We start from the raw sequence: 22,983 nt of genomic DNA, 5'->3' as shown, positions 1-22,983 counted from the left end.
TTATCCCGGAGCGGGATAAAGCCCGCTAAATCCCGGGCGTGGACCCGACGTCCGGCGGTAGACGCGGCATCCGGGCGGGCGTAGGACTGGACCATGGCGCTGCAGAGGTCCAGACGAGCCTTCCTGTCCGCGTCGGCTGCCGTGTCGGCGGTCGCGCTCACCGGGATTCCCGCGGGAGCCGACGAACTCGGCGACCGCGGGCCCGGTAAACCGATCGGTCCGCAACGTCCGGACGCCGAGCTGCGCGCGATCCTGCGTGAAATCGACGAGCGCCGCATCGAGGCGACCGTGCGCAGGCTCGTCGCGTTCGGCACCCGGCACACGCTGTCCTCGCAGACCGACCCGAACCGGGGCATCGGCGCGGCTCGCGACTGGATCTTCGCGGAGCTGAAGAAGGTCGCGGCGACGTCCGGCGGGCGGATGACCGTCGAGCTGCAGTCGTACGTGCAGCCACCCGCGCCGCCGCGGATCCCGGTGGCGACGACGATCACCAACGTCATCGCCACGCTCAAGGGATCCGTGGCGCCCCAACGGGTCTACGTCGTCTCCGGGCACTATGACTCGCGCTGCAGCGACGTGCTGGACGCGACCAGCGACGCGCCGGGCGCCGACGACGACGCGTCCGGTGTCGCCGTCTCGATGGAACTGGCGCGAGTGCTCGCCCAGCGCGACCCGGCCGCGACGATCGTGTTCGCGGCGGTCGCGGGCGAGGAGCAAGGGCTGTTCGGCTCGCGCCACATGGCCCAGCAGTTCAAGGCGGCGGGCGTCGACATTCAGGCGATGTTCACCAACGACATCGTCGGGGCCAGCCGGGCCGACGACGGCACCCGCGATCCGCGGACGATCCGGTTGTTCGCGGAGGGCGTGCCGACCTCCGAAACGCCTGAGCAGGCCAACCTTCGCCGCTCGATCGGGGGAGAAAACGACTCGGTTTCCCGGCAGCTGGCCCGGTTCGTGCGCTCCGTGGCGGTGAACGACGCGACCGGGATGGACGTGCGCGTCATCTACCGGCGCGACCGGTATCTGCGCGGCGGCGACCACATCCCGTTCCTCGAACTCGGTTACCCGGCCGCGCGGTTCACCGAGCCGAACGAGGACTTCGCGCACCAGCACCAGAACATGCGGGTGGAGAACGGGAAACAGTTCGGCGACCTGCCGGAGTTCTGCGACTTCCCGTTCATCGCGCGCGTCGCCCGCGTCAACGCCGCGGCACTGTGGTCACTCGCGACCGCGCCGGGCACCCCGAAGGGCGCCGGTGTCCGCACGGCCGACTTGACGAACGACACCGACCTTCTGTGGGACGCCGATCCCGCCGCGGCCGGGTACGAGGTCGTCTGGCGGGAGACGACCGCGCCGGACTGGACGCACGCGATCGAGGTCGGAGCGGTGTCATCGGCGAAGATAGATCTGTCCAAGGACAACGTGTTCTTCGGCGTCCGTGCCGTCGGCCGGGACGGCAAGCGCGGGCCGGTCGCGTTCCCGACGCCGAAATGAGCCACTGACCGCTAGTGTCCTGTGATCCCGCTGCCATGCGGCGCTGTGGATCCACGTGGTTCCTGGCGGTGCCGGGGAAAATCCCTCGTACCGGGTTGTACTCGGGGTTTTCCCCGGTGCCGCCAGGGGCCGCGTGGGCCGCAGCGGCGTATGGCAAGTGGGGTCACAGGACACTAGATTGAGGGCATGACGGTTCACCCGCTGCCCTTCGCCTCGTACGTCGACGCCATCGAGACCGAGACCGCACTGTTCGCCGAGGCGGTCGACGGCGCCGATCTCGAGGCGACGGTGCCGTCCTGCCCGGACTGGACGCTGGCGCACCTGGCCGAGCACGTCGGTATGGTGCAACGCTGGTTCACCAAGCTGCTCGCCGAGGACACCCAGGAACGCCCGGCCAGCCGCGAAGTCGAAACCGGCCTCCCGCTCGAGCCCGGCCAGCACCCGGCCTGGCTGCTCACCGGCGCGGCGAAGGCCCGCGCGGTGCTGGACGAACTCGACCCCAACCGTCCGATGTGGACCTGGGGAGCCGACGGCCGCGCCCAGTTCTGGGCCCGCCGCATGCTGTTCGAAACCCTGGTCCACCGCTGGGACGCCGAGCTCACCGTCGGCAAGGAGTCCGTAGTGGACACCACGCTCGCCGCGGACGGCGTCGACGAGTATCTGGTCAACATGCCGCATTCGTGGATCTTCGCGCCGAAGACGGCCAATCTGCGGGGCAAGGGCGAGGTCATCGCGTTCCACAGCACCGACACCGGTGAGGAGTGGCACGTCCAGCTGCGCGAGGACTCGTTCGGGCTGATCCCCGGCGGCCTCCCGGACGCGACGGTCAAGGGGACCGCGGTCGAGTTGCTGCTGTTCCTGGTCCGCCGCACGACCGACCTGCCCTACGTGGGCTCGCGCGAGCTGTACGAGCTGTGGACGGCCAACTCGGACTTCTAGGGCACGACCGGGGTGAGCACGACCGGGATAAAGCGGGCTTTATCCCGGGAAAAGCACCCGGGATAAAGCCCGCTTTATCCCTTGGCGGCGTTGCGCAGGATCGCGTCGATGATCACCGGCCAGGTCTGCCTCGGCAGGTCATGGCCCATGTCCGGCATCGGCAGCCACTCGGCGCCGGGGATCGCGGCCGCGGTCGCCCGGCCGCCGCTCGGGTCGATCAGCGGGTCGGCCTCGCCGTGGATCACCATCGTCGGCACCCGGACGCCACGCAGGCCCTCGGTGCGGTCGGTCGCGGCCGCCATCGCCATCAGCTGCCGGTTGCGGCCCTCCGGACAGTACGACCGGTCATAGCTCGCGGCGACCAGCGCGCGCACGTGGTCCTCTTCGCCGCAGAAGCCAGGTGATCCGACGACTTTCCAGATTTGCAGACCCTGCTCGATCACTTCGTCGCGATTCTTGGGCCGTGGCTGCTTGAACGCGCGCAGCGCGGTCTTGGTCGAGCGCCCGACCTGCGGATCCCCGGTGGTCGAGATCATCGAGCAGAGCGTGCGCACCCGTTCGGGGTAATGAATGGTCAGTTCTTGCGAGATCATCGCACCCATGGACGCACCGACAAGATGTGCTTTGTCAATATCCAATGCGTCCATTAGGCCGATTGTGTCGCGTGCCATGTCAAGTAGGGTGTAGCGCCGCCCTTCGCATTTCGTGGACAAGCCTGCGTCCCGATTGTCGTAACGCACCACGAAGTAACCGGCTTCGACCAGCGGAAAACAGAAAACGTCGGAGCATTCGAGCAGTTGCGCGCCGAGGCCGACGGTCAGAATGATCGCCGGATCGCGAGGATCACCCAGCGTTTCGTATTCGATCTGGATTCCGTTGGCCTCGGCGCGCGACATGCATGAGATTGTTTCATCTTTACGGCAGTCCCCAATAGGGCTTGGCCGGGTTCGTCGTCGGAGCGATGCTCAACTCCGGGCTGGAACCCCGCATGGTGATCACCACGTCGGCGTCGCGGGCCAGTGTGAGCTGGAGTGTTCCGTCGGAGTTCTGGGTGAAAGGAATTGTTCCACCGTCGGGCAGCGAACGGATTTCGTACGGCCCGGCGAGTCCGCCCGGCGCGATTCGGCACGGCTCGCCGGCCAGGCTCTTGATCCGGATGAACTGCGTCTTGCCCGCCTTGCGCACCGCGCTGACCAAGAACGCGCCCTCGGTGCGGAAGTTGTGCACACAGGTGTCGGTCCACGCCGACGGCACCGCGGGGAATACCCGGATCGTGCCGCCCCAGCTTTGCACGAGCATGTCGTGCAGGGTCTGCGCTCCGGACAACGGTGTTTCGATCACCGGACCGGATTCCTTGTACATGGTGTTCGGCTGAATGTATTTGTCCAGCAAAGCGGTCAGCTGCGTGCGTGCTTTGTCGCCGTCGCCGAGCGCCGCGTACATCGAGCCGGATCCGGTGAAGGTGTAACCCTGCTGGGCGCCGGTGAACCCGAGCCAGCGGTCGAGCGATTTCGTCAGCGCGGCGCGGTTGGCGCTGCTCGTGGTCACGTCGAGCCGGTACAGCGGGTAGAACCACAGCAGGTGCGAATAGTGGCGATGCGAGGACGTCAGCTGTTTGTCCGCGCCGATCCAGAACCCGTTCGTCGCGTCCTGGGGCGGTTTCACCAGATGATCGAGGACGTCCTGCCACTTGGCGGCGAGCGGGTCGTTCAGCCCGAGCCGCTTGTTCGCGGCCAGCAAAGTGCCGCAACCCCAATGGATGAGCGCCAGGTCGTAATTACAGTCCTTTGTGGACGCGTATTCCGGTGAGAACGTCTTGGGCAGGTGATAGACGCCGCCCGAGTCCTTCGCGAGGAAATGCAGGTAGTAGTTGATCGCCTTGCGCAGCAACGGGAAGACCAGCTCGCGCAACACCGAGTCATCCATGCTGTGCCGGTACGACAGCCACGCGTTGTGCAACGCCCACGTCAGGTTGCCGACCTCCGGATCGCCGTCAGCGCCCGGCTGTGGCGCCGTGCCGGACCTTAGGTCCTCCTGCGTGGTCCGCGCGATCGCCATCGAATCCGACCGGTACTGCGAGGCCACGTTGTCGACGAGCGCGGTACGCGAGCGGTCCAGTGACTCCGAAAGCGAGTCGAGTTCGGGATGACTGGTCGCGTTGAGCAGCCAATATTCGAGCTGGACGTTCAGGTTCCACCAGGTGCCCGGCCACGGCGTCGGCTCCAGCCACGGCCCGCACGTGCCCAGCACCGGCCGGTCGCGCCGGGTCGCACTGGCGAGCTTGTACAGCTGGATCCAGTAAAAGCCTTCCAACCTCGCGTCCGGAATGGACACGAAACTCTTGGGATAGAAGGCGTTCCACCAGCTCTGGTGCTCGGCCGCGAGCTGCGACTCGCTCAGCGCGCCCGCGGCGTCGAGCGTCTGGTTCGTCACCGCGCCCGCGGTCTTGCCGGGGAAGGTGTGCGCCACTGTGGCCAGCAACGTCTTGGTCTTGCCGTCCGGCTCGGTGCGCAGCCGCCACTGCGTGACGGTCTGCCCGCCTGCGGCCAGGTCCTGCGTGCAGGTCGTGCCGCTGACCGTCGCGGGCGGGTTGGTCTTGAGGCCGGAGGGCGCCGGTTTGAAGTCCAGCCGGGGGCTTTTCGCGACGGCCGCGGCGAACGTCCAGGTCACCGCCTCGGATCCGGACTGCACGCTCGCCGAAACCACGAGCACGTCCCGTTTCGCGTGCACGTAGGCGCGGATCTTCAGCACGCCCTTCGTGGTCGTGACGGTGCCGGTGACCTCGGCGTTCCACAGGGAGAGCCGCAGGTCGACGTCGGTCACGTCGCCGGTGGTCTTGAGCGTGAGCGTGCCGATGGGCAGACGCGCGTTGCCGAAGTTGGTGCCGCCGGTCCCTTGGTGGTCGCGCACCCGGCTGTCGCCCAGCTTGAACGCCAGCCGCTTGCCGCTCGCCTGGTAGAGCGCCGCGCCGAGACCGCCGTTGCCGAGGAACGGGCCCTGGTAGAACGTGGTCGGCACGGACTTCCACACCGGGTCCAGCGCGCCGAGGTAGCGCGCCCAGTCGACCTTGTCGGTGATCACCAGCGCGTTCGCGGAGGCCGATGGCTGCAGGAAGGCGGTGCCCGCCAGTGCGGCGGCGCCGCCGAGCAGGACACGCCGGGTGAACGGGCTACCGGTCATGGGGCACGCTCCCAGGGGCGAGGAAGGTGGTGGTGTGCAGGCGGAGGTCACGCGAGCCGCCGCCGACGGAGATCTGATACGCGCCGCCGGCGAGCCGCCACCAGTGTGTTTCGGTGTCCCAGTAAGCGAAAGCGCGCTGGTGCAAGGTGAAGCGGATGTGCTGGGTCTGGCCGGGGGAGAGCCGAACCTTCTGGAAGCCCTCCAATTCCCTGGGCGCTTCCGGAGCGTGCACTGTGGACGGTGAGCCGACGTAGAGCTGAGCGACTTCGGATCCGGCGCGGGTTCCGGTGTTGGTCACGTCGGCGTCAACGGTCACGACGCCGTACGGATCCTTGGTGAGCTTGAGGTTCGCGTAGTCGAACTTCGTGTAGGACAGCCCGTAGCCGAACGGGAAGAGCGGAGCGATCTTCTTGGCGTCGTAGTGCCGGTAGCCGACGAAGACACCCTCGGAGTAGTGCGCGGTCCCGTTCGTGCCGGGGTACTGCGCGGGCGTGTTCGCGGGCTGGTCGGCCTCGAAGGCGGGGAAGGTGACCGGCAGCTTGGCGGACGGGTTGACGTCGCCGAACAGCACGTCGGCGACCGCGTTCCCGTCTTCCTCGCCCGGGTACCAGGCCTGCAGGAGCGCGGGGACCTGCCTGAGCCACGGCATCAGGATCGGGCCGCCGGTCTTGGCGACCACGACCGTGTGCGGGTTGGCCTTGGCGACCGCGGCGACGAGCGCGTCCTGGTTGCCGGTGAGCGCGAGGCTCGGCCGGTCCTTGCCCTCGCTCTCGGTGTCCTCGACCATGACGATCGCGACGTCGGCCGTCTTGGCGGCCGCCGCGGCGCGGTCGGCCGATGTGCCGTCGTCCGTGGTCACCTTGGCGCCCTTGGCTTTGAGGCCGTCGCTGGGCTTGACGGTGTAGAGCGGCTTGACGCGCGAACTGCCGCCACCGCCAGTCTTGGCCTCGTCCTTGCCGATGAGCGCGATGGTCTTGTTCTTGTCGAGTGGAAGCAGGGCTTTTTCGTTCTTGAGCAGGACCATGCCGTCGGCGGCCAGCTGGCGCGCGACCTTGCCGTGTTCGGCGGCGGGGATCGGCGTGATCGTCGGCGTGCGGTCGAACAGGCCGAACTCGATCATCTTGGTGTAGCGGCGGATCAGTTTTTCGTCGAGCGTGGCGATCTTGATCGTGCCGTCGGCGAGCGCGGCCTTGATCGCCTTGGGGTTGAAGTATTTGTCGGTCGGCGTTTCGAGGTCGAGCCCGCCGTTGACCGAGGGCGCCGTGCTGTGCACCGCGCCGAAGTCGGAGAACACGAACCCGTCGAATCCCCATTCCCGCTTGAGGATCTGGTTCAGCACCAGCGGGTTCTCGCAGTTGAACGTCCCGTTGATCTTCGGGTACGCGCACATCACCGAGCCGACGGCCGCGTCCTTGACCGACGCCTCGAACGCGGGCAGGTAGATCTCCCGCATGGTGCGCTCGTCGATGTCGTTGTTGATGTTGAAGCGGCTGGCTTCCTGGTTGTTGCCGAAGAAATGCTTGACGTTGGCGATCACCTGGCGCGCCTGGATGCCCTTGATGTTGTTCACGGCGAACTGGCTCGCGAGATAAGGATCTTCGCCGTACGCCTCGAAATTGCGCCCGTTGACCGGGACGCGCGCGATGTTGACCGTGGGTCCTTCGAGCACGTTCCGGCCGACCGAAAGCGTTTCGGCGCCTTCGATGTCGCCGTATTTCCTGGCGTGCCCGACGTCCCAGGACGCGGCGAGCGCGAGCGGCGCGGGCAGCGCGGTCGCCTCCGGCTGGACGATCCCGCCGGTGCTGACCCCGGCCGGACCGTTGGTGAGCAGCAGTTTCGGGATGCCGAGCCGTTCGACGGCGGGCACCGTGCGGTACTCGGTGTCGGTCTTGATACCCGCGAGCTGGTTGATCTTTTCGTCTAGCGTCAGCTGGGCTACCAGTTCGGTCGCGCGCTGGTGGGGCGTCGGAGTGGCGTTGGCGGACGTCATCAGTGTGGTTGTGAGCAGCAGGGCCGCACCGATGGGGAACGCTTTCCTCATCAAGGACTCCTCAGGGTTCAGACATCCGAGGTTTAGTCCGTGAATTACCGCATGTCAATCTTTTGAAGGCAGCAAGCTGCGCTTTGCTTCGCTCACTGGGATAATACGTCTGATGAATGTCTCGTTAATACCCAAGCGGTGAGCGCTGTCGCCACGAGCCCGCCCGCGCCGGCGATGATGAGGGTGGCACTGGCGTCGGTCAGATCCAGCAGCAGCCCGCCCGCGAGATACGAGAACGCGGCCGCGGCCCCGATGGCGCCGTGGAAGTTCCCGAACACCCGCCCCAGCAGCGCGGCGGGCACCTTCCGCTGGATCAGCGTGTTCGCGCCGACGTCCATCGCGGCGATCCCGAACCCGCGCACGGTCTGCAGCACGAATGCGGCGCCCACCGCCCACGCGAGCCCGCTGAGCAGGTTGCCGACGCTGCTCACGGCGAGTCCCATGATCAGCCAGACGACCATCTGAAGCTTCGGCGAAACCTTGCTCAGCAGCGCGTATCCGGCCAGCAGCCCGATACCGACCCCCGCCAGCAGCAGCCCGGCCGCCGTCTGCCCGCCGCCCAGATCCTTGGCGAGGAACACCAGCGCGACGTCGTCGACCCCGTTGAACGCGACCACGGCACAGAATCCGACCACGATCGCCCGGATCGCGGGCGCCTTCGCGAGATACCTCAAGCCCGCCTTGGCATCGCCGAGGAAGGTCTCCTGGGTTTCCCCGGCTTCCATGCGCGGCAGAAAGGCCAGCAGCGCGGCCGAGATCGCGAACGTCACGGCGTCGACGAGCAGCACCCCGCGAATCCCCAACAGGGGAAAGAGAAGTCCGGCGACGAGTGGTCCCACCGCTTCGGCGCCATTGGTCCCGAACCCGAGCCGCGCGTTCGCCCGCTCCAGGTCCTTGTCCTCGACGAGCGCGGGCATCGCGGCCCGCGACGCGGGCTGGAAGATCTGCCCGGCCACCGCGCGCAGCCCAACGAGCACGAGCAGCAGTGGCAGCGACGGCAGCGCGAACGCGATGACCGCGACCAGCGCGCCCTGCGCGAGTTCGCAGGCGATCATCACCCGCTTGAGATCGAAGCGGTCGCTGATCGTCCCGGTGAGCGGACTGAGCAACGCGGGCGCGAAGTCCCCGACGAGCAGCAGCAAGGCCACGGCCAGCGCCTCGCCGGTCGTGGCGGCGACGTGGAGCATCAGCGCGACGAGGCTCAGCGAGTCGCCGAGGAACGACACGGTCCGCGCGCTCCACAGCGCCCTGAACGCCCCGTTCCCCCGCATTCGGCCGACCCTAGCGGCCCTTTCCCGCCGCCGCCCCCGATTAAAGGTCGTGAGTGTTCCGGCCGGTTCTAACCGGTCTAAACACTCACGACCCCCGGGGCTTAGTCCAGCGCGGGTTCGGCGGCCCGAGCGCTCGCCAAGGTGCCTTCACGCGTTGGGCGGGCTTGAAGTGAGGGGGCCATTGCGTGCGTAGTACGCACTCGAGGGCACCCTCGCTTCGCTGGCGGGCCGCGAGTGGCAACTCCGCTGCATCCAGCGGAGCAGCGTTACCACTCACCCTCACTGAGCGAGGGGAGCCCCTGCTCCACTCCGTGCAGCAGGGGCTCCCCTCGCCCGTATGAAGGCTCCCTCCATCAACCCCAGGCTGTATGAAGGCTCCCTTCATCGCGTATAGCGGCATGAAGGCTCCCCTCATTCACCCAAACCTGGATGAGGGGAGCCTTCATACACGAAAAGCGGCCCAGCGAGGGAGGCCCTCACTGGTCGTGAGTGCTCCGGCCGGTTCTAACCGGTCTAAACACTCACGACCCCGGGGTTCAGTCCAGCGCGGGTTCGGCGGCCCGAGCGCCCGCGAGAGCCGGGATTTCCGGTCCACGCGGCGGAATGGCGTCGGCCTTCGCCGGGTCCACCCCGCGCAGTGAGCCGTCGGCCGCCTTCTGCGCGATCGCCAGCATCGACGCGAGCGCGTCCTGGATCTGCGCCTGCTCCCGCGAGTCCATGGCGCTCAGCTCGATCAGCACGCTACCGCTGCCCCGCAGTCCGTAGGCATTGCGCGCGATGCCCTCGTAGTCGCCGCCGGGATACTGCGAAACATTCCCGCCGTGCCCGTTGATCGACTGCTGTGCCACCACGGCGATCTGCTTCGCGAAGTCCACGTCGGCCTTCTTCACGCCCGCGTTCGTCGGCCACAGCACGGACGCGGTGATCTCCTTGCCGCCGGCGTCGACATAGCGGCCCTGCATGTGGTAGTCGACCATGATCTCGGGCTGGAACGCCGCGTACCGCCGCTGCACCAGCCCGGATTCGGTGGCCGGGTTGAGCTCCGGCGCGAGGCTCGGGTTGTGGTAGCGGTTGAGGTCGTAGCCCTTGCCGTGCTCGCCGTACTCAGGGAAGGCCTCGGGGTCGTAGTTGTAGCGCCAGTCGTGCTCGTGGCCGTCCGGGTTCGCGCGGACCACGATGTCGACGGTCACCTTCGACCGCAGCCAGCGCTGCCACGGGCTGTGCCCGACGCCGACCTTGCGCAGGAACTCCAGCGCGGCGGGCGTGCCGAGCGGCTCGTCGCCGTGCTGCTGGGTGACGTACTGGACGCGCACCTTCCCGTGGCCGACACGCGCACCCCAGACCGGGCGGCCCTGGTTGCTCTTGCCGAGCGAGGTGACGTCGACCTCGCCGAGGCTCAGCCACTCGAGAGCCCGCAGCTCACGGGCCAGTTTCGCGGTGCTGGGACGCGGGTCGAGGCCGTGGCCCTCCGGCGCGGCCTGCGCGGGCGCGGAGCCGAGTGTCAGCGCGAGCGCCGTCGCGGACAGGAGGGTGACGAATTGCCGCTTTCGGATCATAGTGCGCAGTTTGCCGACCGGTCCGGTCCGTCACAAGGTGCATTCGGCGGTGCGCGTTTCCGTCACCGAGTCTCACCGTCGGTGACAGGGTGGCGTCACGGCTGGTTAGTTTGTACCTTAGTTCATGACTTAGACGAACGGAGTCGCCGTGGACGCCCGCCAGCTCGAGTACTTCGTCACGGTCGCGGAGGAGCTCAGTTTCACCCGCGCCGCAAGGAGATTGTTCACCGTGCAGTCCACGGTGTCGATGGCCATCCGAGCGCTCGAAACCGATCTCAAGGCCACTTTGTTCGACCGCTCGACCAGGCGGGTGGCGCTTTCGCCGGCGGGCAGCGCGCTGCTCCCGGAGGCCAAGGCCGCCCTCGCCGCGCTGGAACGTGCTCGCAACGTCGTCCAGGAGGCGTCGACCGGGCTGCGCGGCAGGCTGCGCGTCGGCACGATGACCAGCGTCGGCCTGGTCGACCTGCCGGACCTCTTCGGCGCGTTCCACGAGCGGTATCCGCTGGTCGACGTCCACCTCGCGGCCAGCCCGACCGGCTCGACCGGGCTCGCCGACGACCTGCGGCACGGCAGGCTCGACGTCGCGCTGCTCGCGTTGCCGCACGAGGACCTCGACGGGCTCGAGGCGCGGCCGCTGCTCACCGCGCCGTACTCCGCGCTCCTGTCGCCTGAGCACCGGCTCGCCGGGCGGGAGAGCGTCACCCTCGCCGAGCTGGCCAACGAAAGGTTCGTCGACCTGCCCCAGGGCTTCGGCAACCGGGTCACAGTCGACCGCGCCTTCCACGCCGCGGGCACACCGCGCCGGGTCGCCATCGAGGTGCCGGACCGGACCGCCGTGCCCGCCTACGTCAAGGCGGGACTCGGCATCGCGCTCCTGCCCAGCATCGGCCCCGACGACCCGGACGTCGTGGTGGTTCCGCTCGCCGGCACCACGCTGACCTGGACCTTGTCCGTCGCGACACTGGCCGGTTTACGGCCGGCGCCCGCCGTGCGCGCGCTGCTCGACCTGGTCAAGTACGTCGCCGACGCGGCGAAGGCCGAGCCCGGTGTCACTCCTGCAGCCGTTCGCACGTGATCGGCAGGTCGCGGACGCGCTTGCCGGTGGCGTTGAACACCGCGTTGGCCACCGCGCCGGTGACCCCGACGATGCCCAGCTCACCGATCCCGCGCGCGCCGAGCGGCGAGATCAGCGGATCCGGGATGCCGAGGAACCGCACGTCCAGCTCGGGGATGTCGGCGTTGACCGGCACCAGGTAGCCCGCCAGGTTGGCGTTGGCGATCCGGCCGGTCGGCTCCAGCCGCATGTCCTCGAGCAGCGCGGCGCCGATCCCCATGATCACCCCGCCCATGATCTGGTTGCGCGCCGCTTTGGCGTTCACGATCCGCCCCGCGTCCATCACCGACACGACCCGCGAGACCCGCGGCTCCCGGGTGCGCCGGTGCACCCGCACCTCGACGAAATGCGCGCCGAACGACATGAACTGGTGCACCGTGTCCGGGTTCTTGGGTGACGTCGCGGTCGCCTCGACCTCGGCCATGTTCAGCGAGGTCAGCAGGCTGCCGAAGGACATCGAAACGCCATCGGCCTTCACGAAACCGCGCTCGTAGACCGGGTTCTTGCCCTGGAACGGCGGATGCTCGTTCGCCACCTTGAGCAGCTCCGCCTTGACCGCGTCCGCGGCCACCTGCACCGCCGTCCCATTGCTGGCGGTGGACGCCGAACCGCCCGCGTTCGCGTTGACCGGCGCCGCCGAGTCGCCGAAATCGGCCGTCACCTGCTTCAGCGGGATGCCCAGGCTGTCCGCGCCGACAATGCAATAGACCGTGGCCTGCCCGGTCCCGGAGTCCGAGCCGGTGCCCGACACCACGGCCGTTCCGTCGGCGCGCAGCCGGATCTTGATCGAGGCCGCCCCGCGCCCTGCGGAGAAGAACGCGGTGCCCATGCCCATGCCGACCAGCCAGTCGCCATCGACGACCGAGCCGGGCACGGGATTGCGCCGTGACCAGCCGAACGCCTCCGCGCCGATCCGGTAGCACTCGTCGAGATGCTTGCCGGAAAACGGTTTCTTGCTCGTCGCCGCGACCGTTGAGTTGTTCTTCTGCCGCAGCGCCAGCGGATCCATGCCGAGCTTGAGCGCGAGTTCGTCGAGCGCGGATTCCAGCGCGAACGATCCGGTCGCGTCGGACGGCGCGCGCATGATCGTGGTCGCCGGGCTGTCCAAGGTGACGGTCTTGCGGTTGATCTCGATGTTCGGCGACGCGTAGGTGTTGAGCGAGATGTTGCCTGCGTTCTCCTGGAAGTTGGCGGACGCTGAACGGCTCGAGACGCCGTCGTGCTTGATCGCGTTGAGCGTGCCGTCGGCCGCTGCGCCGAGAGTGACTATCTGGCTGGAAAACGCTCGGTGTCCGACGACGGTGAACAGCTGCTCCCGGGTCAGCACGGTCTTGACCGGCCGCCCGAGTTCCCGTGCGGCCGCCGCGGTCAGCGGGGTGTGCGCCCAGTTGCCCCATTTACAGCCGAACGCGCCGCCCTGGAACGGGTTGAGCACATGGATCTTCGCCGCGTCCACGCCGAGCGTCTTCGACATACGGCTGACCACGAGCGGAGTGCCTTGGGTGGCCGTGTACAGCGTGAGGTGGTCGCCGGTCCACACCGCGACCGTGGCGTGCGGCTCCATCGGATTGTGGTTCTGCGCCGCGGTCGTGTACATCGCGGTGACCGTGACCGGGCTGGCCGCGATCGCGTCGGCGATCGAGGTCACGCCTGGCGCGAGCACGCCTGCCGTCGGCGAGTTCTTGATCGGGGTCGCGTTCGGCAGTGCCGCCGGGAACGACGCGGCGGGCGGCTTCGCGTCATAACTCACGGTCACGAGCGCGGCCGCGTCGCGCGCCTGCTCGAAGGTCTCCGCCACCACGAGCCCGATGACCTGGCCGTGGTAGCGCACGCCCGTGTCCTGCAGCGGGGGCGTCGATTCGTCGTTCTGGTCGCCGCCGTACGCGAACAGCTTCAGCGGGTTGAACGGTGTGTAGACCGCGAGCACGCCCGGCGAGCCCGCGGCGGCCGCGGTGTCCATCGCGGTGACCGTGCCCAGGCCGATCGTGCTGGTCACGAGGTAGCCGTAGGCGAGCCCGGTGACGTTGTTGTCGGCCGCGTACAGTGCCCGGCCGGTGACCTTGAGCCTGGCCTCGAAGCGGTCGATCTCCTTGCCCAGTGGTGAGCTCATCGCAGACCCGCCAATGCCCGTACGATCGTGTTCTTCAGCAAGTTGAGCTTGAACGCGTTGTGCTCCAAGGGTTCGGCACCGTCCACAGCAGACCGCGCGGCCGCTTCGAAAGCCTCCAGGGTCGGCGGCTTGCCTTTCAGAAGCGTCTCCACGTTCGGGAGCCGCCAAGGCATCGTGCCGACCCCGCCCGCCGCGACGCGGGCGTCGCGGATGCGGTGGCCGCGCACGTCGAGCGCCACGGCCGCCGAACACAACGCGAACTCGTACGACTGCCTGTCCCGCACCTTGACATAGGTCGAGGTCCGCGCCCATTCCAGCCTGGGCAGGATGACTTCGGCGATGAGTTCTCCAGGACGCAGCTGGTTCTCGACGTCCGGGGTGGTGCCCGGCAGCCGGTAGAACTCCGCGAGCCGCACGGTCCGCTCGCCGTCGCGCCCGATCAGCCGGACCGACGCGTCGAGCGCCATCAGCGCGACCGCGGCGTCGCTCGCGTGCGTGGCGACGCAGGCCGTGCTGGTGCCGAGGATCGCGTGCTCGCGGTTGTCCCCGATCCGCGCCGGGCAGCCGCTGCCCGGCTGCCGTTTGTTGCACGGCGTCGTGACATCGCGGAAGTAGCCGCACCGCGTGCGCTGCAACAGGTTCCCGCCGATGCTGGCCATGTTCCGGATCTGCGGGGAAGCGCTTACCGCGAGCGCCTGCGCGAAGACCGGATAGTGGCCCGTGATGGTCCGATCGGCGGCCAGGTCACTCATCCGCTCCAGCGCGCCGACGCGCACACCGTCGCGGCCGGTCCGGATTCCGCGCAGTGGCAAGGAGTTGATGTCGATGACGTGGTCGGGCCGCAGCACACCGAGTTTCATCAGGTCGACCAGCGTCGTCCCGCCCGCGAGGAAAGCGCCGTCGGACGAGGTCGCCTGCCGGATGTCGCGGGCGGTCGCGAAGTCATAGGCGTGCATCAGATCGCCTTTCCGCACGAGCGGGCGTGCTGCACGGCGTCGACGATGTTCGCGTACGCGCCGCAGCGGCAGATGTTGCCGGACATCGCCTCACGGACCTCGTCGTCGGTGCGGGCCCGGCCTTCCCGTAGCAGCGCGACGGCCGACATGATCTGCCCTGACGTGCAGAAACCGCATTGGAAGCCATCGCATTCGATGAACGCCTCCTGCACGGGATGCAGTTCCCCGTCGCGTTCCAGCCCCTCGACGGTGGTGACCTTCTTGCCGTCGGCCGCCGCCGCGAGCGTCAGGCAGGACAGCACGCGCCTGCCGTCGACGTGCACCGTGCACGCGCCGCATTGACCGCGGTCGCAGCCTTTCTTGGTGCCGGTCAGGTTCAGCCGTTCGCGCGCCGCGTCGAGCAGCGTCACGCGCGGGTCGACGCGCAGCGTCCGCGAGGTGCCGTTGACGGTGAGCGTGACGTCGACCAGGTTGCCGGGAGGCGGTGCGGTTTCCTGGCCCGGCACGGCTTCCGCCAAGGTTGGCGTGAGCGCCAATCCCGCGGACGCGGCCGCCGCCGAAGTGAAGAAACGGCGCCTGTTCACCTGGTTTCCGGTTTCTTCGCGAGGCATCAGATCCCACCCTTTCGACCCGATTCAGCGAAGCAGCAGCGGGCGGGCCCGTCAATGTCCCGCTGCCCGGGATTTGACCTCAAGTAATGTGGAGGTTTTACGTTCGGCGCCATGACAACAGGAAACCGGCTGCGGGTGGCCGTCATCATCGGCAGCGTCCGCAAGGGGAGAATCGGCCCGTCCGTGGCGAAGTGGTTCGCCGCTCAGGCCGCGGAACACGAAGGCTTCGACGTGGATCTCGTCGATCTCGCGGACTACGACCTCCCGGCCATGCTCACTGACGATCCGGCGCCCGAGGTGCGGGCGGCGCTGAGCGAGTTCACGCCGCGGCTCGCGAGCGCCGACGCGTTCGTGGTGGTCACCCCGGAGTACAACCACAGTTATCCCGCTTCCCTGAAATGCGCCATCGACTGGCATTTCACCGAATGGCAGGCAAAACCGATCGGTTTCGTCAGTTACGGCGGACTGTCGGGCGGCACCCGGGCGGTCGAGCATCTGCGGCAGGTCTTCGCCGAATTGCACGCGGTCACCGTCCGGGAAACCGTCGGGTTTTCCGGGCCTTGGGGACGCTTCACCGAGGACGGGACGTTGACCGACCCGGCCGAGGCGAACGTGGCCGCGAAGACGCTACTGGACCAATTGGCGTGGTGGGGTGACGCGCTGAAGCAGTCGAGGGAAAGGGTTCCTTACCGAGCGTGATGGGCTTCGGGTGTTACGGACTTTTGAATCGTCCGTAACACCCATAAGTCGCCTGATCGCATGACGGTGGCGGAATACCGACACTGGCGGTAAACCGCCGCGCGCAATTGGTCCAGACCAAGTTAGCGTCATCGGAACACCTCCTGAACGGGAGCCGCCGCCGATGACCTCCATGCACCGCCGCATGCCGTCACGCCGAGTGGTCGCTTTGACCGCCGGCGCCCTGCTACTGCCCGCCGCCGCATTGGCGATCACCCCGCTCGCCGGGGCGGCCACCGCGGCCTCAGCGTCGTTCACCCAGTCGTCCACATGGGACACCGGCTACACCGGCCAGTACACGATCACGGCCGGGACCAGCGCGTTGAATGGCTGGAAGCTCGAATTCGACCTCCCGTCCGGCAGTTCGGTCGGCACCTACTGGGACGCGCTGCTGACCACCAGCGGCGGCCACTACACGTTCACGAACCGGGAGTACAACGGCTCGGTCGGCTCCGGAGCGTCAACGACCTTCGGGTTCAACGGCACCGGCACCGGCATTCCGGTGAACTGCCTGCTGAACGGCCAGCCCTGCGCGGGCGGGACGGTCCCGACCACGAGCAGCAGCCCGACCAGCACGAGTACGACACCGACCACCACCCCGACCAGCACCACGAGTTCGCCACCGGTGCCGCAGGGCGCGATGGCGGGCGCTCCGTACTACATGCCGCTCGACAACGACCCGCAGGACATCGGCGCGGCCATCGCGGCCAGTGGCCAGAAAAGTTACATCCTCGCGTTCGTGCTCGCGCCGAACGGCGGCGGCTGCACGCCGGTCTGGGACGGCAACGCCGCGCAGCCCGTCGCCACCGACACCGCCGTCGCGGCCAAGGTGACGAAAATCCGCCAGTCGGGCGGCGACGTCTCGGTCTCCTTCGGCGGCTACAACGGCCTCGAGCTCGGCGCGGCCTGCGGCGACGCGACCTCGCTGGCCGCCGCGTACCAGAAGGTCGTCGACAAGTACGCGCTCACGCACGTCGACTTCGACATCGAGGGCGACGACCTGGGCGACGTGGCCGCTGAGAACAGGCGTTTCCAGGCCATCAAGACGCTCAAGCAGCGCAACCCGAACCTGCACGTCTCGCTGACCCTGCCGGTCACCACGGTCGGCCTGTCCGACCTCGGCAAGGCGGAGATCGGGCGTGCCAAGGACAACGGCGCCGTGATCGACCTGTACAAGATCATGGCCTTCGACTACGGCGGCCCGGCCGCCAGCATGGCCGCTGACGTCCAGCGCGTCATGGAACTGGTGCATGGCCAGCTCAAAACGCTGCGCCCTGACCTCGACGACGCCGGGGTCTACGCCCGCACCGGGCTGATCCTGATGAACGGGCACACCGACCAGCCCAGCGAACTGTTCACCCAGGACACCTTCCGGACCCTCCTCGGCTACGTGCAGGCGCACAAGCTGGGCCGGTTCTCGTTCTGGGCACTCAACCGCGACCGCGTCTGCACCGGGAACGTCGGCTGGGCCGACGGCAAGTGCAGCAGCGTGTCCCAGCAGCCGTACGACTTCGCCAAGATCATCGCCCAGTACCAGGGTTAGAAGGAGAGAGATGTCCAGAAAACGATGGCACCTTTTCGGTTTGGTGGCAGCGGCAGGCGCACTCGTCGCGGGGGTCGTGGTCGCCCCGGCGAACGCCGCGGGAGGTGTTTCCGCGGCATTCTCCAAAGGCTCTGACTGGGGCACCGGGTACGAGGGCAAGTACACGATCACGAACGGCTCCTCGGCCTCGATCTCCTCGTGGACGGTCGAGTTCGACCTCGCGGCAGGCCAGAAGATCGGCTCGCTGTGGGACGGCAGCTACACCGTCAGCGGCCAGCACGTGACCGTCAAGAGCACATGGAACGGCTCGGTCGCGGCGGGCGGCACCGCCAGCTTCGGCTTCAACGGGGTCTATTCGGGCACCTTCGTGGCGCCTTCGGGCTGCAAGATCAACGGCGGCTCGTGTGACGGTGGCTCGACGCCGACCACCACGCCGACCACCCCGACCACGCCCACGACTCCGACCACGCCGACGTCGAACACCACCCCGACGACGCCGACCACGCCCACGACCCCGACGACCTCGAACCCGCCGAACCCCGGCGGCTACAAGAACGTCGGCTACTTCGTGCAGTGGGGCATCTACGGCCGCAACTACCACGTCAAGAACATCGAGACGAGCGGCTCGGCCTCGAAGCTGACCCACATCAACTACGCGTTCGGCAACGTGAAGAACGGCCAGTGCTCGGCCACCGACGACACCTACGCGGACTACGACAAGGCGTACGACGCCGCGTCCAGTGTGGACGGTGTGGCGGACACCTGGGACGCCGGCGCGCTGCGCGGCAACTTCGGCCAGCTCCGGCGGCTCAAGAAGATGCACCCCGGTCTCAAGGTGATCTGGTCGTTCGGCGGCTGGACCTGGTCCGGTGGCTTCGGCCAGGCCGCGCAGAACCCGGCCGCGTTCGCGCAGTCCTGCTACAACCTGCTCAAGGACCCGCGCTGGGCGGACGTGTTCGACGGCATCGACATCGACTGGGAGTACCCGAACGCCTGCGGCCTCAGCTGTGACACCAGCGGTGCCGCCGCGTACAAGAACCTCCTGGCCGCGCTGCGTGCCAAGTTCGGCTCCTCGTACCTGGTCACCTCGGCCATCACCGCCGACGCCAGCAGCGGCGGCAAGATCGACGCGGCCGACTACGGCGGCGCCGCGCAGTACGTCGACTGGTTCAACGTGATGACCTACGACTTCTTCGGCGCGTGGGCGGCACAGGGCCCGACGGCCCCGCACTCGCCACTGACCTCGTACACCGGCATCCCGCAGGCGGGCTTCACCAGCGCCGACGCCATCGCGAAACTCAAGGGCAAGGGCGTGCCGTCGAGCAAGCTGCTGCTGGGCATCGGCTTCTACGGCCGAGGCTGGACCGGCGTCACGCAGTCGGCGCCGGGTGGCACCGCGACCGGCGCCGCGCCTGGCACTTATGAAGCCGGTATCGAGGACTACAAGGTCCTGAAGAACACCTGCCCGTCCAACGGCACCATCGCGGGGACCGCGTACGCCAAGTGCGGCAGCAACTGGTGGAGCTACGACACCCCGGCGACCATCGGCGGCAAGATGAGCTGGGCCAAGCAGCAGGGCCTCGGCGGCGCCTTCTTCTGGGAGCTCACGGGTGACACCTCGGGCGGCGAGCTGATCACCGCCATGAAGAACGGACTGTGACCATGACCAAGAGGAAATGGCTACCCGCACTGGGCTTGGCCGCCGCGGCCGGCGCACTGGTGGCCGGCATGGTGATCGCGCCGTCTGCGGGCGCGGCCAACGGCGTCACCGCCTCGTTCACCAAGGGCTCCGATTGGGGCACCGGGTACGAGGGCAAGTACACGATCACCAACGGCTCGTCGACGGGCATCTCGTCGTGGACGCTGGAGTTCGACCTCGCTTCGGGGCAGAGCATCGCCTCGCTGTGGGACGGCAGCTACACCGCATCCGGCCAGCACATCACGGTGAAGAGCACGTGGAACGGCTCGGTCGCGGCGGGCGGCACCGCCAGCTTCGGCTTCAACGTCAAGTACTCGGGCTCGTACTCGGCGCCGGCAGGCTGCAAGATCAACGGCGGGTCCTGTGACGGTGGCACCACGCCGACCACCACGCCCACCACACCGACGTCGTCGTCCTCGTCTTCGTCGAGCTCCACCCCGCAGCCCGGCGGGCGCGGCGCGCCCTACCTGTACATGGGCTGGGGTGACCCGCCCAACGCGACCGCGGTGATGAACGCGACCGGCGTCAAGTGGTTCACCATGGCGTTCGTGCTCTCGTCCGGCGGCTGCAACCCGGCATGGGACGGTTCCCGGCCACTGACCGGCAGCGTCGACGCGAACACCATCGCGGCCATCAAGGCGGCGGGCGGCCAGATCGTGCCGTCGTTCGGTGGCTGGAGCGGCAACAAGCTCGGCCCGAACTGCGCCGACGCGACCGCGCTGGCAGGCGCCTACCAGAAGGTGATCAACGCCTACGGGCTGAAGGCGATCGACATCGACATCGAGAACTCCGACGAGTTCGAGAACGCCACGGTCCAGGACCGGATCCTCGGCGCGCTGAAGATCGTCAAGCAGAACAACCCGGGGATCCAGACGATCCTCACCTTCGGCACCACCACGACCGGCCCGAACTACTGGGGCGGGCGGCTGATCGACCAGGCGAAGGCGCTGAACGCGGGCGTCGACGTCTTCACGATCATGCCGTTCGACTTCGGGGGCGGCGCGGACATGTACGCCTCGACCGTCTCGGCGGCGACCGGGCTGAAGGACAAGCTGAAGTCGACCTTCGGCTGGTCGGACGCCACGGCGTTCAACCACGTCGGCATCTCGGGCATGAACGGGCTGTCGGACCAGCAGGAGCTGACGACGCTGGCGCAGTGGACGAACATCAAGAACTGGGCCAAGAACAACGGGCTCGGGCGGCTGGCCTTCTGGTCGGTCAACCGTGACCGGGGCTGCCCGGGTGGCGGTGTGGTGTCCAACTGCAGTGGCATCGCGCAGAACGACTGGGACTTCACCAAGGTCACAGCCGGTTTCTAAGGAGAACGTGAGTTAGCGGGCTTTATCCCGGTCCGGGATAAAGCCCGCTAAATCCCTTACGACCAGTGATCCGCGGCCGCCTCGATGACCATGCCGTTGTCGAGGCGGACCCGGTAGATCGGCTGCGCCGCGCGGACCTGGGCGAGCTTCGCCTCGGCGTCCCGCACGCGGGAGCGGATGAAATTCAGCCGCAGTAGCCCTTTGCTCACCACGCATTCGTGGTTCGGGCCGGCGACCTTGAGAATGTGCCTGCGCAGTTCGTTGGTGCTCTCGGTCTCGGCCTTCTTAAGCGTTAGCTCGACGTCCAGGCCTGGGATCGCGTGCGTCGCCTGGAAGTCGTAAAGCTGCTCCGAAACGGCCGCTCTCGCCTGGTCGTACACCGCGATGGCGCTCGCCACACCCCGCTCGGCCAGCTCCAGGTCGCCTTCCCGGGTGGCCACGTTCTCGATCGCGCCCTGCAGCCCGGGCGGCACCGAGACGAGCAGCTCCCGGCCCTGGCCGATCCGCAGTTCGTGAAGCAGTGCGCAGCGATCGCCGACCTTCATGTGACCTGTCCTTCCGCCGTCGCCTCATCGCGTCGTCCTCGATCGTGACGCCGCATGGACGATCAACGGAAGCCCCTGTTCACAGGGTGCACCCCCTGAATGACTAGGGGTTCCCGCTCAGGGAGGTCCCAGCAGCCCGCGGATGGCCGCCTGGAGGCCCGCCTGGAAGCGCGTGCGGGCGCCGAGCGAGTCCATGACGCGGCGCACGCGGCGTTCCACGGTCCGCTGCGCGACGCCCAGCTTGCGGGCGATGGCCTGGTCGGTCAGGCCCGCCGCGAGCAGCGCCAGCAGCTGCTGGTCGTCGGCGCCGATCTGCGCGCCGGTCGCGCTGTCCGGCCAGAGCGGGCTGGCCCGGTCCCAGAGCTGGTCGAAAAGTGTCACCAGGCCGGTGAGCACGGCCGACGGCCGCAGCAGCACCGCTTGGTGGTCGCTGGGGAGTTCATAAGGAACAAGACCGAGCCGACGGTCGGCAATCACCAACTTGGTCGGCACCCCGGTCATCGCTCGCGCCTGCTCGCCGCAGGATGTCAGCCTGCGCAAGGAATCGAGACGTTCAGGCTGGTCAAGGGTGCTGTGGTCATAAATCGTCCGGTAGCGGACGCCACGTGCCTGGACGTCGCGCTGCAGCTTGTCCTGCGCTTCGTCGGGCTCGACGACGTACGGCGGCTTGTCGAGGATCAGCACCTCTTGCTTCGCGACCTGCTGGAGCTGGCGGAAGCGGTGGGCGATCGCTTCGCGTCCGCGCACCACCTGCAGCACGGGGCCGCCTTCGGTGCGGAACCGCGCGCCGAGCGCGGCCCCGGCGAGCCTCGCGCGCTCGATCTCCTCGCGCCTGCGCAAGGCCAGTATCTCCACCGCGATGTCGGGCGGGGCGGCGACGAGCCTGGTCGGCCTGCCGGGGGTGCGGCTCAGCATTCCCTTGTCCGCCAGTGAGTTCACCAGGCTGCGCAGCCGCTCCGCCGTCATCCGGGTCAGCTCGGTGAGCTGCGCCAGCGTGACATCGGGGTGGCGCAGCAGCACCTCGTAGACCCGTTGCTCGGTGGTATTGACGCCGAGACTGTCCAGCGTCATGTCCACTCTCCTTGATCAGGGGCTGTTCAGCGGGCTGAACAGCCTGTGAGTAGACATCGTCACCGAAGGTCTAGACCTGATCAAGCACCAAAAGTACCGCTATCAGCGACCGAGCATGCGCGCGATGAAACCGGTCACGGCCAGCCAGAACACCGCTGGCAGACCGTAGTCGAGGATGGCCGCGATGTCAGGATTGGACACCGGGAACAGGCCGGGGAAGAACAGCGCGAGCGGAACGGCCAGCGCGCGGATGAATCCGTAGAACGCGTTGCCCGCGTTCGCGCCCGCGATGATCATCAGGATGTAGACGACTTCGATGACCGCGAAGAGCGCGCCGATCCCGGTGATCACCCGGGCGGCGGTCGTGCGGCTGCTTCTGTGACTTCGCCAAGTGGTCATGCCGGGAAATTCCCCGGCATGACGTCACTCAAACGTGTGTTCCCCGGCTACTCTCCGACGTTCACTGAGTCGATCATTCCTCGGTGGCACTGACCGGCGCCGTCGGAGCGAGCGTGGCGACGGTCAGTAATGACGCCAGTAGTGCGAATAGGGGACGGGCGCGCATCCGCGGCTCCTCGGATCAGGCTGCCCGCGCCGGGGTTCCGGCGCGGGGACGGCGGATTCCCGCAGCTCGATGATCCTCTTTCATGACTTATTTTTAGTTGTATATTGACCTTCCGATTGTGACGGCCCTAACATCCTCGCGAGTGCGATGACGCACGGCGCTGAGGAGGTCTTGTGTTCGGCATACAAGGTTTTTCCCGCTCTCGAAGGAGAACGGCGCTCTGGGCGGCGG

At 67.9% G+C, this 22,983-nt stretch carries 18 protein-coding genes; 7 read left to right on the top strand and 11 right to left on the bottom strand.

The annotated features are described in order from the left end of the window. Nucleotides 1–93: 93 nt before the first annotated feature. Both BLV57_RS31440 and BLV57_RS31435 read left to right on the top strand, forming a co-directional pair. Nucleotides 94–1,494, top strand: a complete 1,401-nt coding sequence (locus tag BLV57_RS31440) for a M20/M25/M40 family metallo-hydrolase (RefSeq protein WP_091294954.1) — start codon at nt 94–96, stop codon at nt 1,492–1,494. A 186-nt stretch (nt 1,495–1,680) separates the two neighbouring features. Further along, nucleotides 1,681–2,433 carry a maleylpyruvate isomerase family mycothiol-dependent enzyme gene (locus BLV57_RS31435; protein ID WP_091294951.1) on the top strand — a complete coding sequence of 251 codons (753 nt, stop codon included), beginning with the start codon at nt 1,681–1,683 and terminating at the stop codon, nt 2,431–2,433. Between the two features lie 74 nt (nt 2,434–2,507). On the opposite strand, the gene BLV57_RS31430 is transcribed toward BLV57_RS31435, so the two are convergent. The 5 genes from BLV57_RS31430 to BLV57_RS31410 form a co-directional block, all read right to left on the bottom strand. Then, entirely contained in the window at nt 2,508–3,329 is an 822-nt protein-coding gene (locus BLV57_RS31430; protein ID WP_091294948.1) for an alpha/beta fold hydrolase, read from the bottom strand. 19 nt (nt 3,330–3,348) lie between these two features. Further along, nucleotides 3,349–5,613, bottom strand: coding sequence for a glycosyl hydrolase family 95 catalytic domain-containing protein (locus tag BLV57_RS31425; protein ID WP_091294946.1), 2,265 nt, complete (start codon nt 5,611–5,613; stop codon nt 3,349–3,351). Beyond that, nucleotides 5,603–7,654 carry a beta-glucosidase gene (locus BLV57_RS31420; protein ID WP_091294944.1) on the bottom strand — a complete coding sequence of 684 codons (2,052 nt, stop codon included), beginning with the start codon at nt 7,652–7,654 and terminating at the stop codon, nt 5,603–5,605. The genes BLV57_RS31425 and BLV57_RS31420 overlap by 11 nt, the downstream gene beginning before the upstream one ends. 92 nt (nt 7,655–7,746) lie before the next feature. Then, entirely contained in the window at nt 7,747–8,925 is a 1,179-nt protein-coding gene (locus tag BLV57_RS31415) for an MFS transporter (protein ID WP_091294941.1), read from the bottom strand. Nucleotides 8,926–9,461: 536 nt separating this feature from the next. Continuing rightward, nucleotides 9,462–10,481, bottom strand: a complete 1,020-nt coding sequence (locus tag BLV57_RS31410) for a M14 family zinc carboxypeptidase (protein ID WP_091294938.1) — start codon at nt 10,479–10,481, stop codon at nt 9,462–9,464. Nucleotides 10,482–10,629: 148 nt separating this feature from the next. Here BLV57_RS31410 and BLV57_RS31405 point away from each other — a divergent pair, with 148 nt between their 5' ends. Then, nucleotides 10,630–11,556 carry a LysR family transcriptional regulator gene (locus BLV57_RS31405; RefSeq protein ID WP_091294935.1) on the top strand — a complete coding sequence of 309 codons (927 nt, stop codon included), beginning with the start codon at nt 10,630–10,632 and terminating at the stop codon, nt 11,554–11,556. Here the strand turns inward: BLV57_RS31405 and BLV57_RS31400 are convergent. Genes BLV57_RS31400 through BLV57_RS31390 form a run of 3 tightly spaced genes read right to left on the bottom strand, consistent with a single transcriptional unit; the run spans nt 11,531 to nt 15,272 of the window. Then, nucleotides 11,531–13,705: a xanthine dehydrogenase family protein molybdopterin-binding subunit gene (locus tag BLV57_RS31400; RefSeq protein ID WP_091294932.1), complete on the bottom strand. Its 2,175-nt coding sequence runs from the start codon at nt 13,703–13,705 to the stop codon at nt 11,531–11,533. The two genes, BLV57_RS31405 and BLV57_RS31400, sit on opposite strands and share 26 nt — an antisense overlap. Further along, the gene (locus BLV57_RS31395; RefSeq protein ID WP_091294930.1) at nt 13,702–14,661 is read right to left on the bottom strand and encodes an FAD binding domain-containing protein; all 960 of its coding nucleotides are present in this window, start codon (nt 14,659–14,661) and stop codon (nt 13,702–13,704) included. The genes BLV57_RS31400 and BLV57_RS31395 overlap by 4 nt, the downstream gene beginning before the upstream one ends. Further along, on the bottom strand, nt 14,661–15,272 hold the full coding sequence (locus BLV57_RS31390) for a (2Fe-2S)-binding protein (RefSeq protein WP_091294927.1): 612 nt from the start codon (nt 15,270–15,272) through the stop codon (nt 14,661–14,663). Before BLV57_RS31390 ends, BLV57_RS31395 begins: the two co-directional genes overlap by 1 nt. Nucleotides 15,273–15,383: 111 nt before the next feature. Between BLV57_RS31390 and BLV57_RS31385 the strand changes: the two genes are divergently transcribed. The 4 genes from BLV57_RS31385 (at nt 15,384) to BLV57_RS31370 (ending at nt 20,571) form a co-directional block, all read left to right on the top strand. Next, the gene (locus BLV57_RS31385; protein ID WP_091294924.1) at nt 15,384–15,971 is read left to right on the top strand and encodes an NADPH-dependent FMN reductase; all 588 of its coding nucleotides are present in this window, start codon (nt 15,384–15,386) and stop codon (nt 15,969–15,971) included. A gap of 163 nt (nt 15,972–16,134) precedes the next feature. Then, complete coding sequence (locus tag BLV57_RS31380) at nt 16,135–17,553, top strand: glycoside hydrolase family 18 protein (RefSeq protein WP_091294922.1); 1,419 nt, start codon at nt 16,135–16,137, stop codon at nt 17,551–17,553. A 10-nt stretch (nt 17,554–17,563) separates the two neighbouring features. Then, nucleotides 17,564–19,213, top strand: a complete 1,650-nt coding sequence (locus BLV57_RS31375; protein WP_091294919.1) for a glycosyl hydrolase family 18 protein — start codon at nt 17,564–17,566, stop codon at nt 19,211–19,213. Nucleotides 19,214–19,215: 2 nt separating this feature from the next. Further along, on the top strand, nt 19,216–20,571 hold the full coding sequence (locus tag BLV57_RS31370) for a cellulose binding domain-containing protein (protein ID WP_091294916.1): 1,356 nt from the start codon (nt 19,216–19,218) through the stop codon (nt 20,569–20,571). 56 nt (nt 20,572–20,627) lie between these two features. Here the strand turns inward: BLV57_RS31370 and BLV57_RS31365 are convergent, their stop codons facing one another. From BLV57_RS31365 to BLV57_RS31355, 3 genes are all read right to left on the bottom strand, one after another. Then, a complete protein-coding gene (locus BLV57_RS31365) occupies nt 20,628–21,116 on the bottom strand; it encodes a hypothetical protein (protein ID WP_091294914.1) in 489 nt (162 codons plus the stop codon). A gap of 117 nt (nt 21,117–21,233) precedes the next feature. Beyond that, nucleotides 21,234–22,187 carry a TrmB family transcriptional regulator gene (locus BLV57_RS31360; protein ID WP_091294912.1) on the bottom strand — a complete coding sequence of 318 codons (954 nt, stop codon included), beginning with the start codon at nt 22,185–22,187 and terminating at the stop codon, nt 21,234–21,236. Nucleotides 22,188–22,289: 102 nt separating this feature from the next. Next, on the bottom strand, nt 22,290–22,586 hold the full coding sequence (locus BLV57_RS31355; protein ID WP_091294910.1) for a hypothetical protein: 297 nt from the start codon (nt 22,584–22,586) through the stop codon (nt 22,290–22,292). Nucleotides 22,587–22,983: the final 397 nt, after the last annotated feature.

Source organism: Amycolatopsis xylanica, assembly GCF_900107045.1.
Taxonomy (GTDB): Bacteria; Actinomycetota; Actinomycetes; order Mycobacteriales; family Pseudonocardiaceae; genus Amycolatopsis; species Amycolatopsis xylanica.
This window is presented reverse-complemented; position numbering and strand designations above follow the sequence as displayed.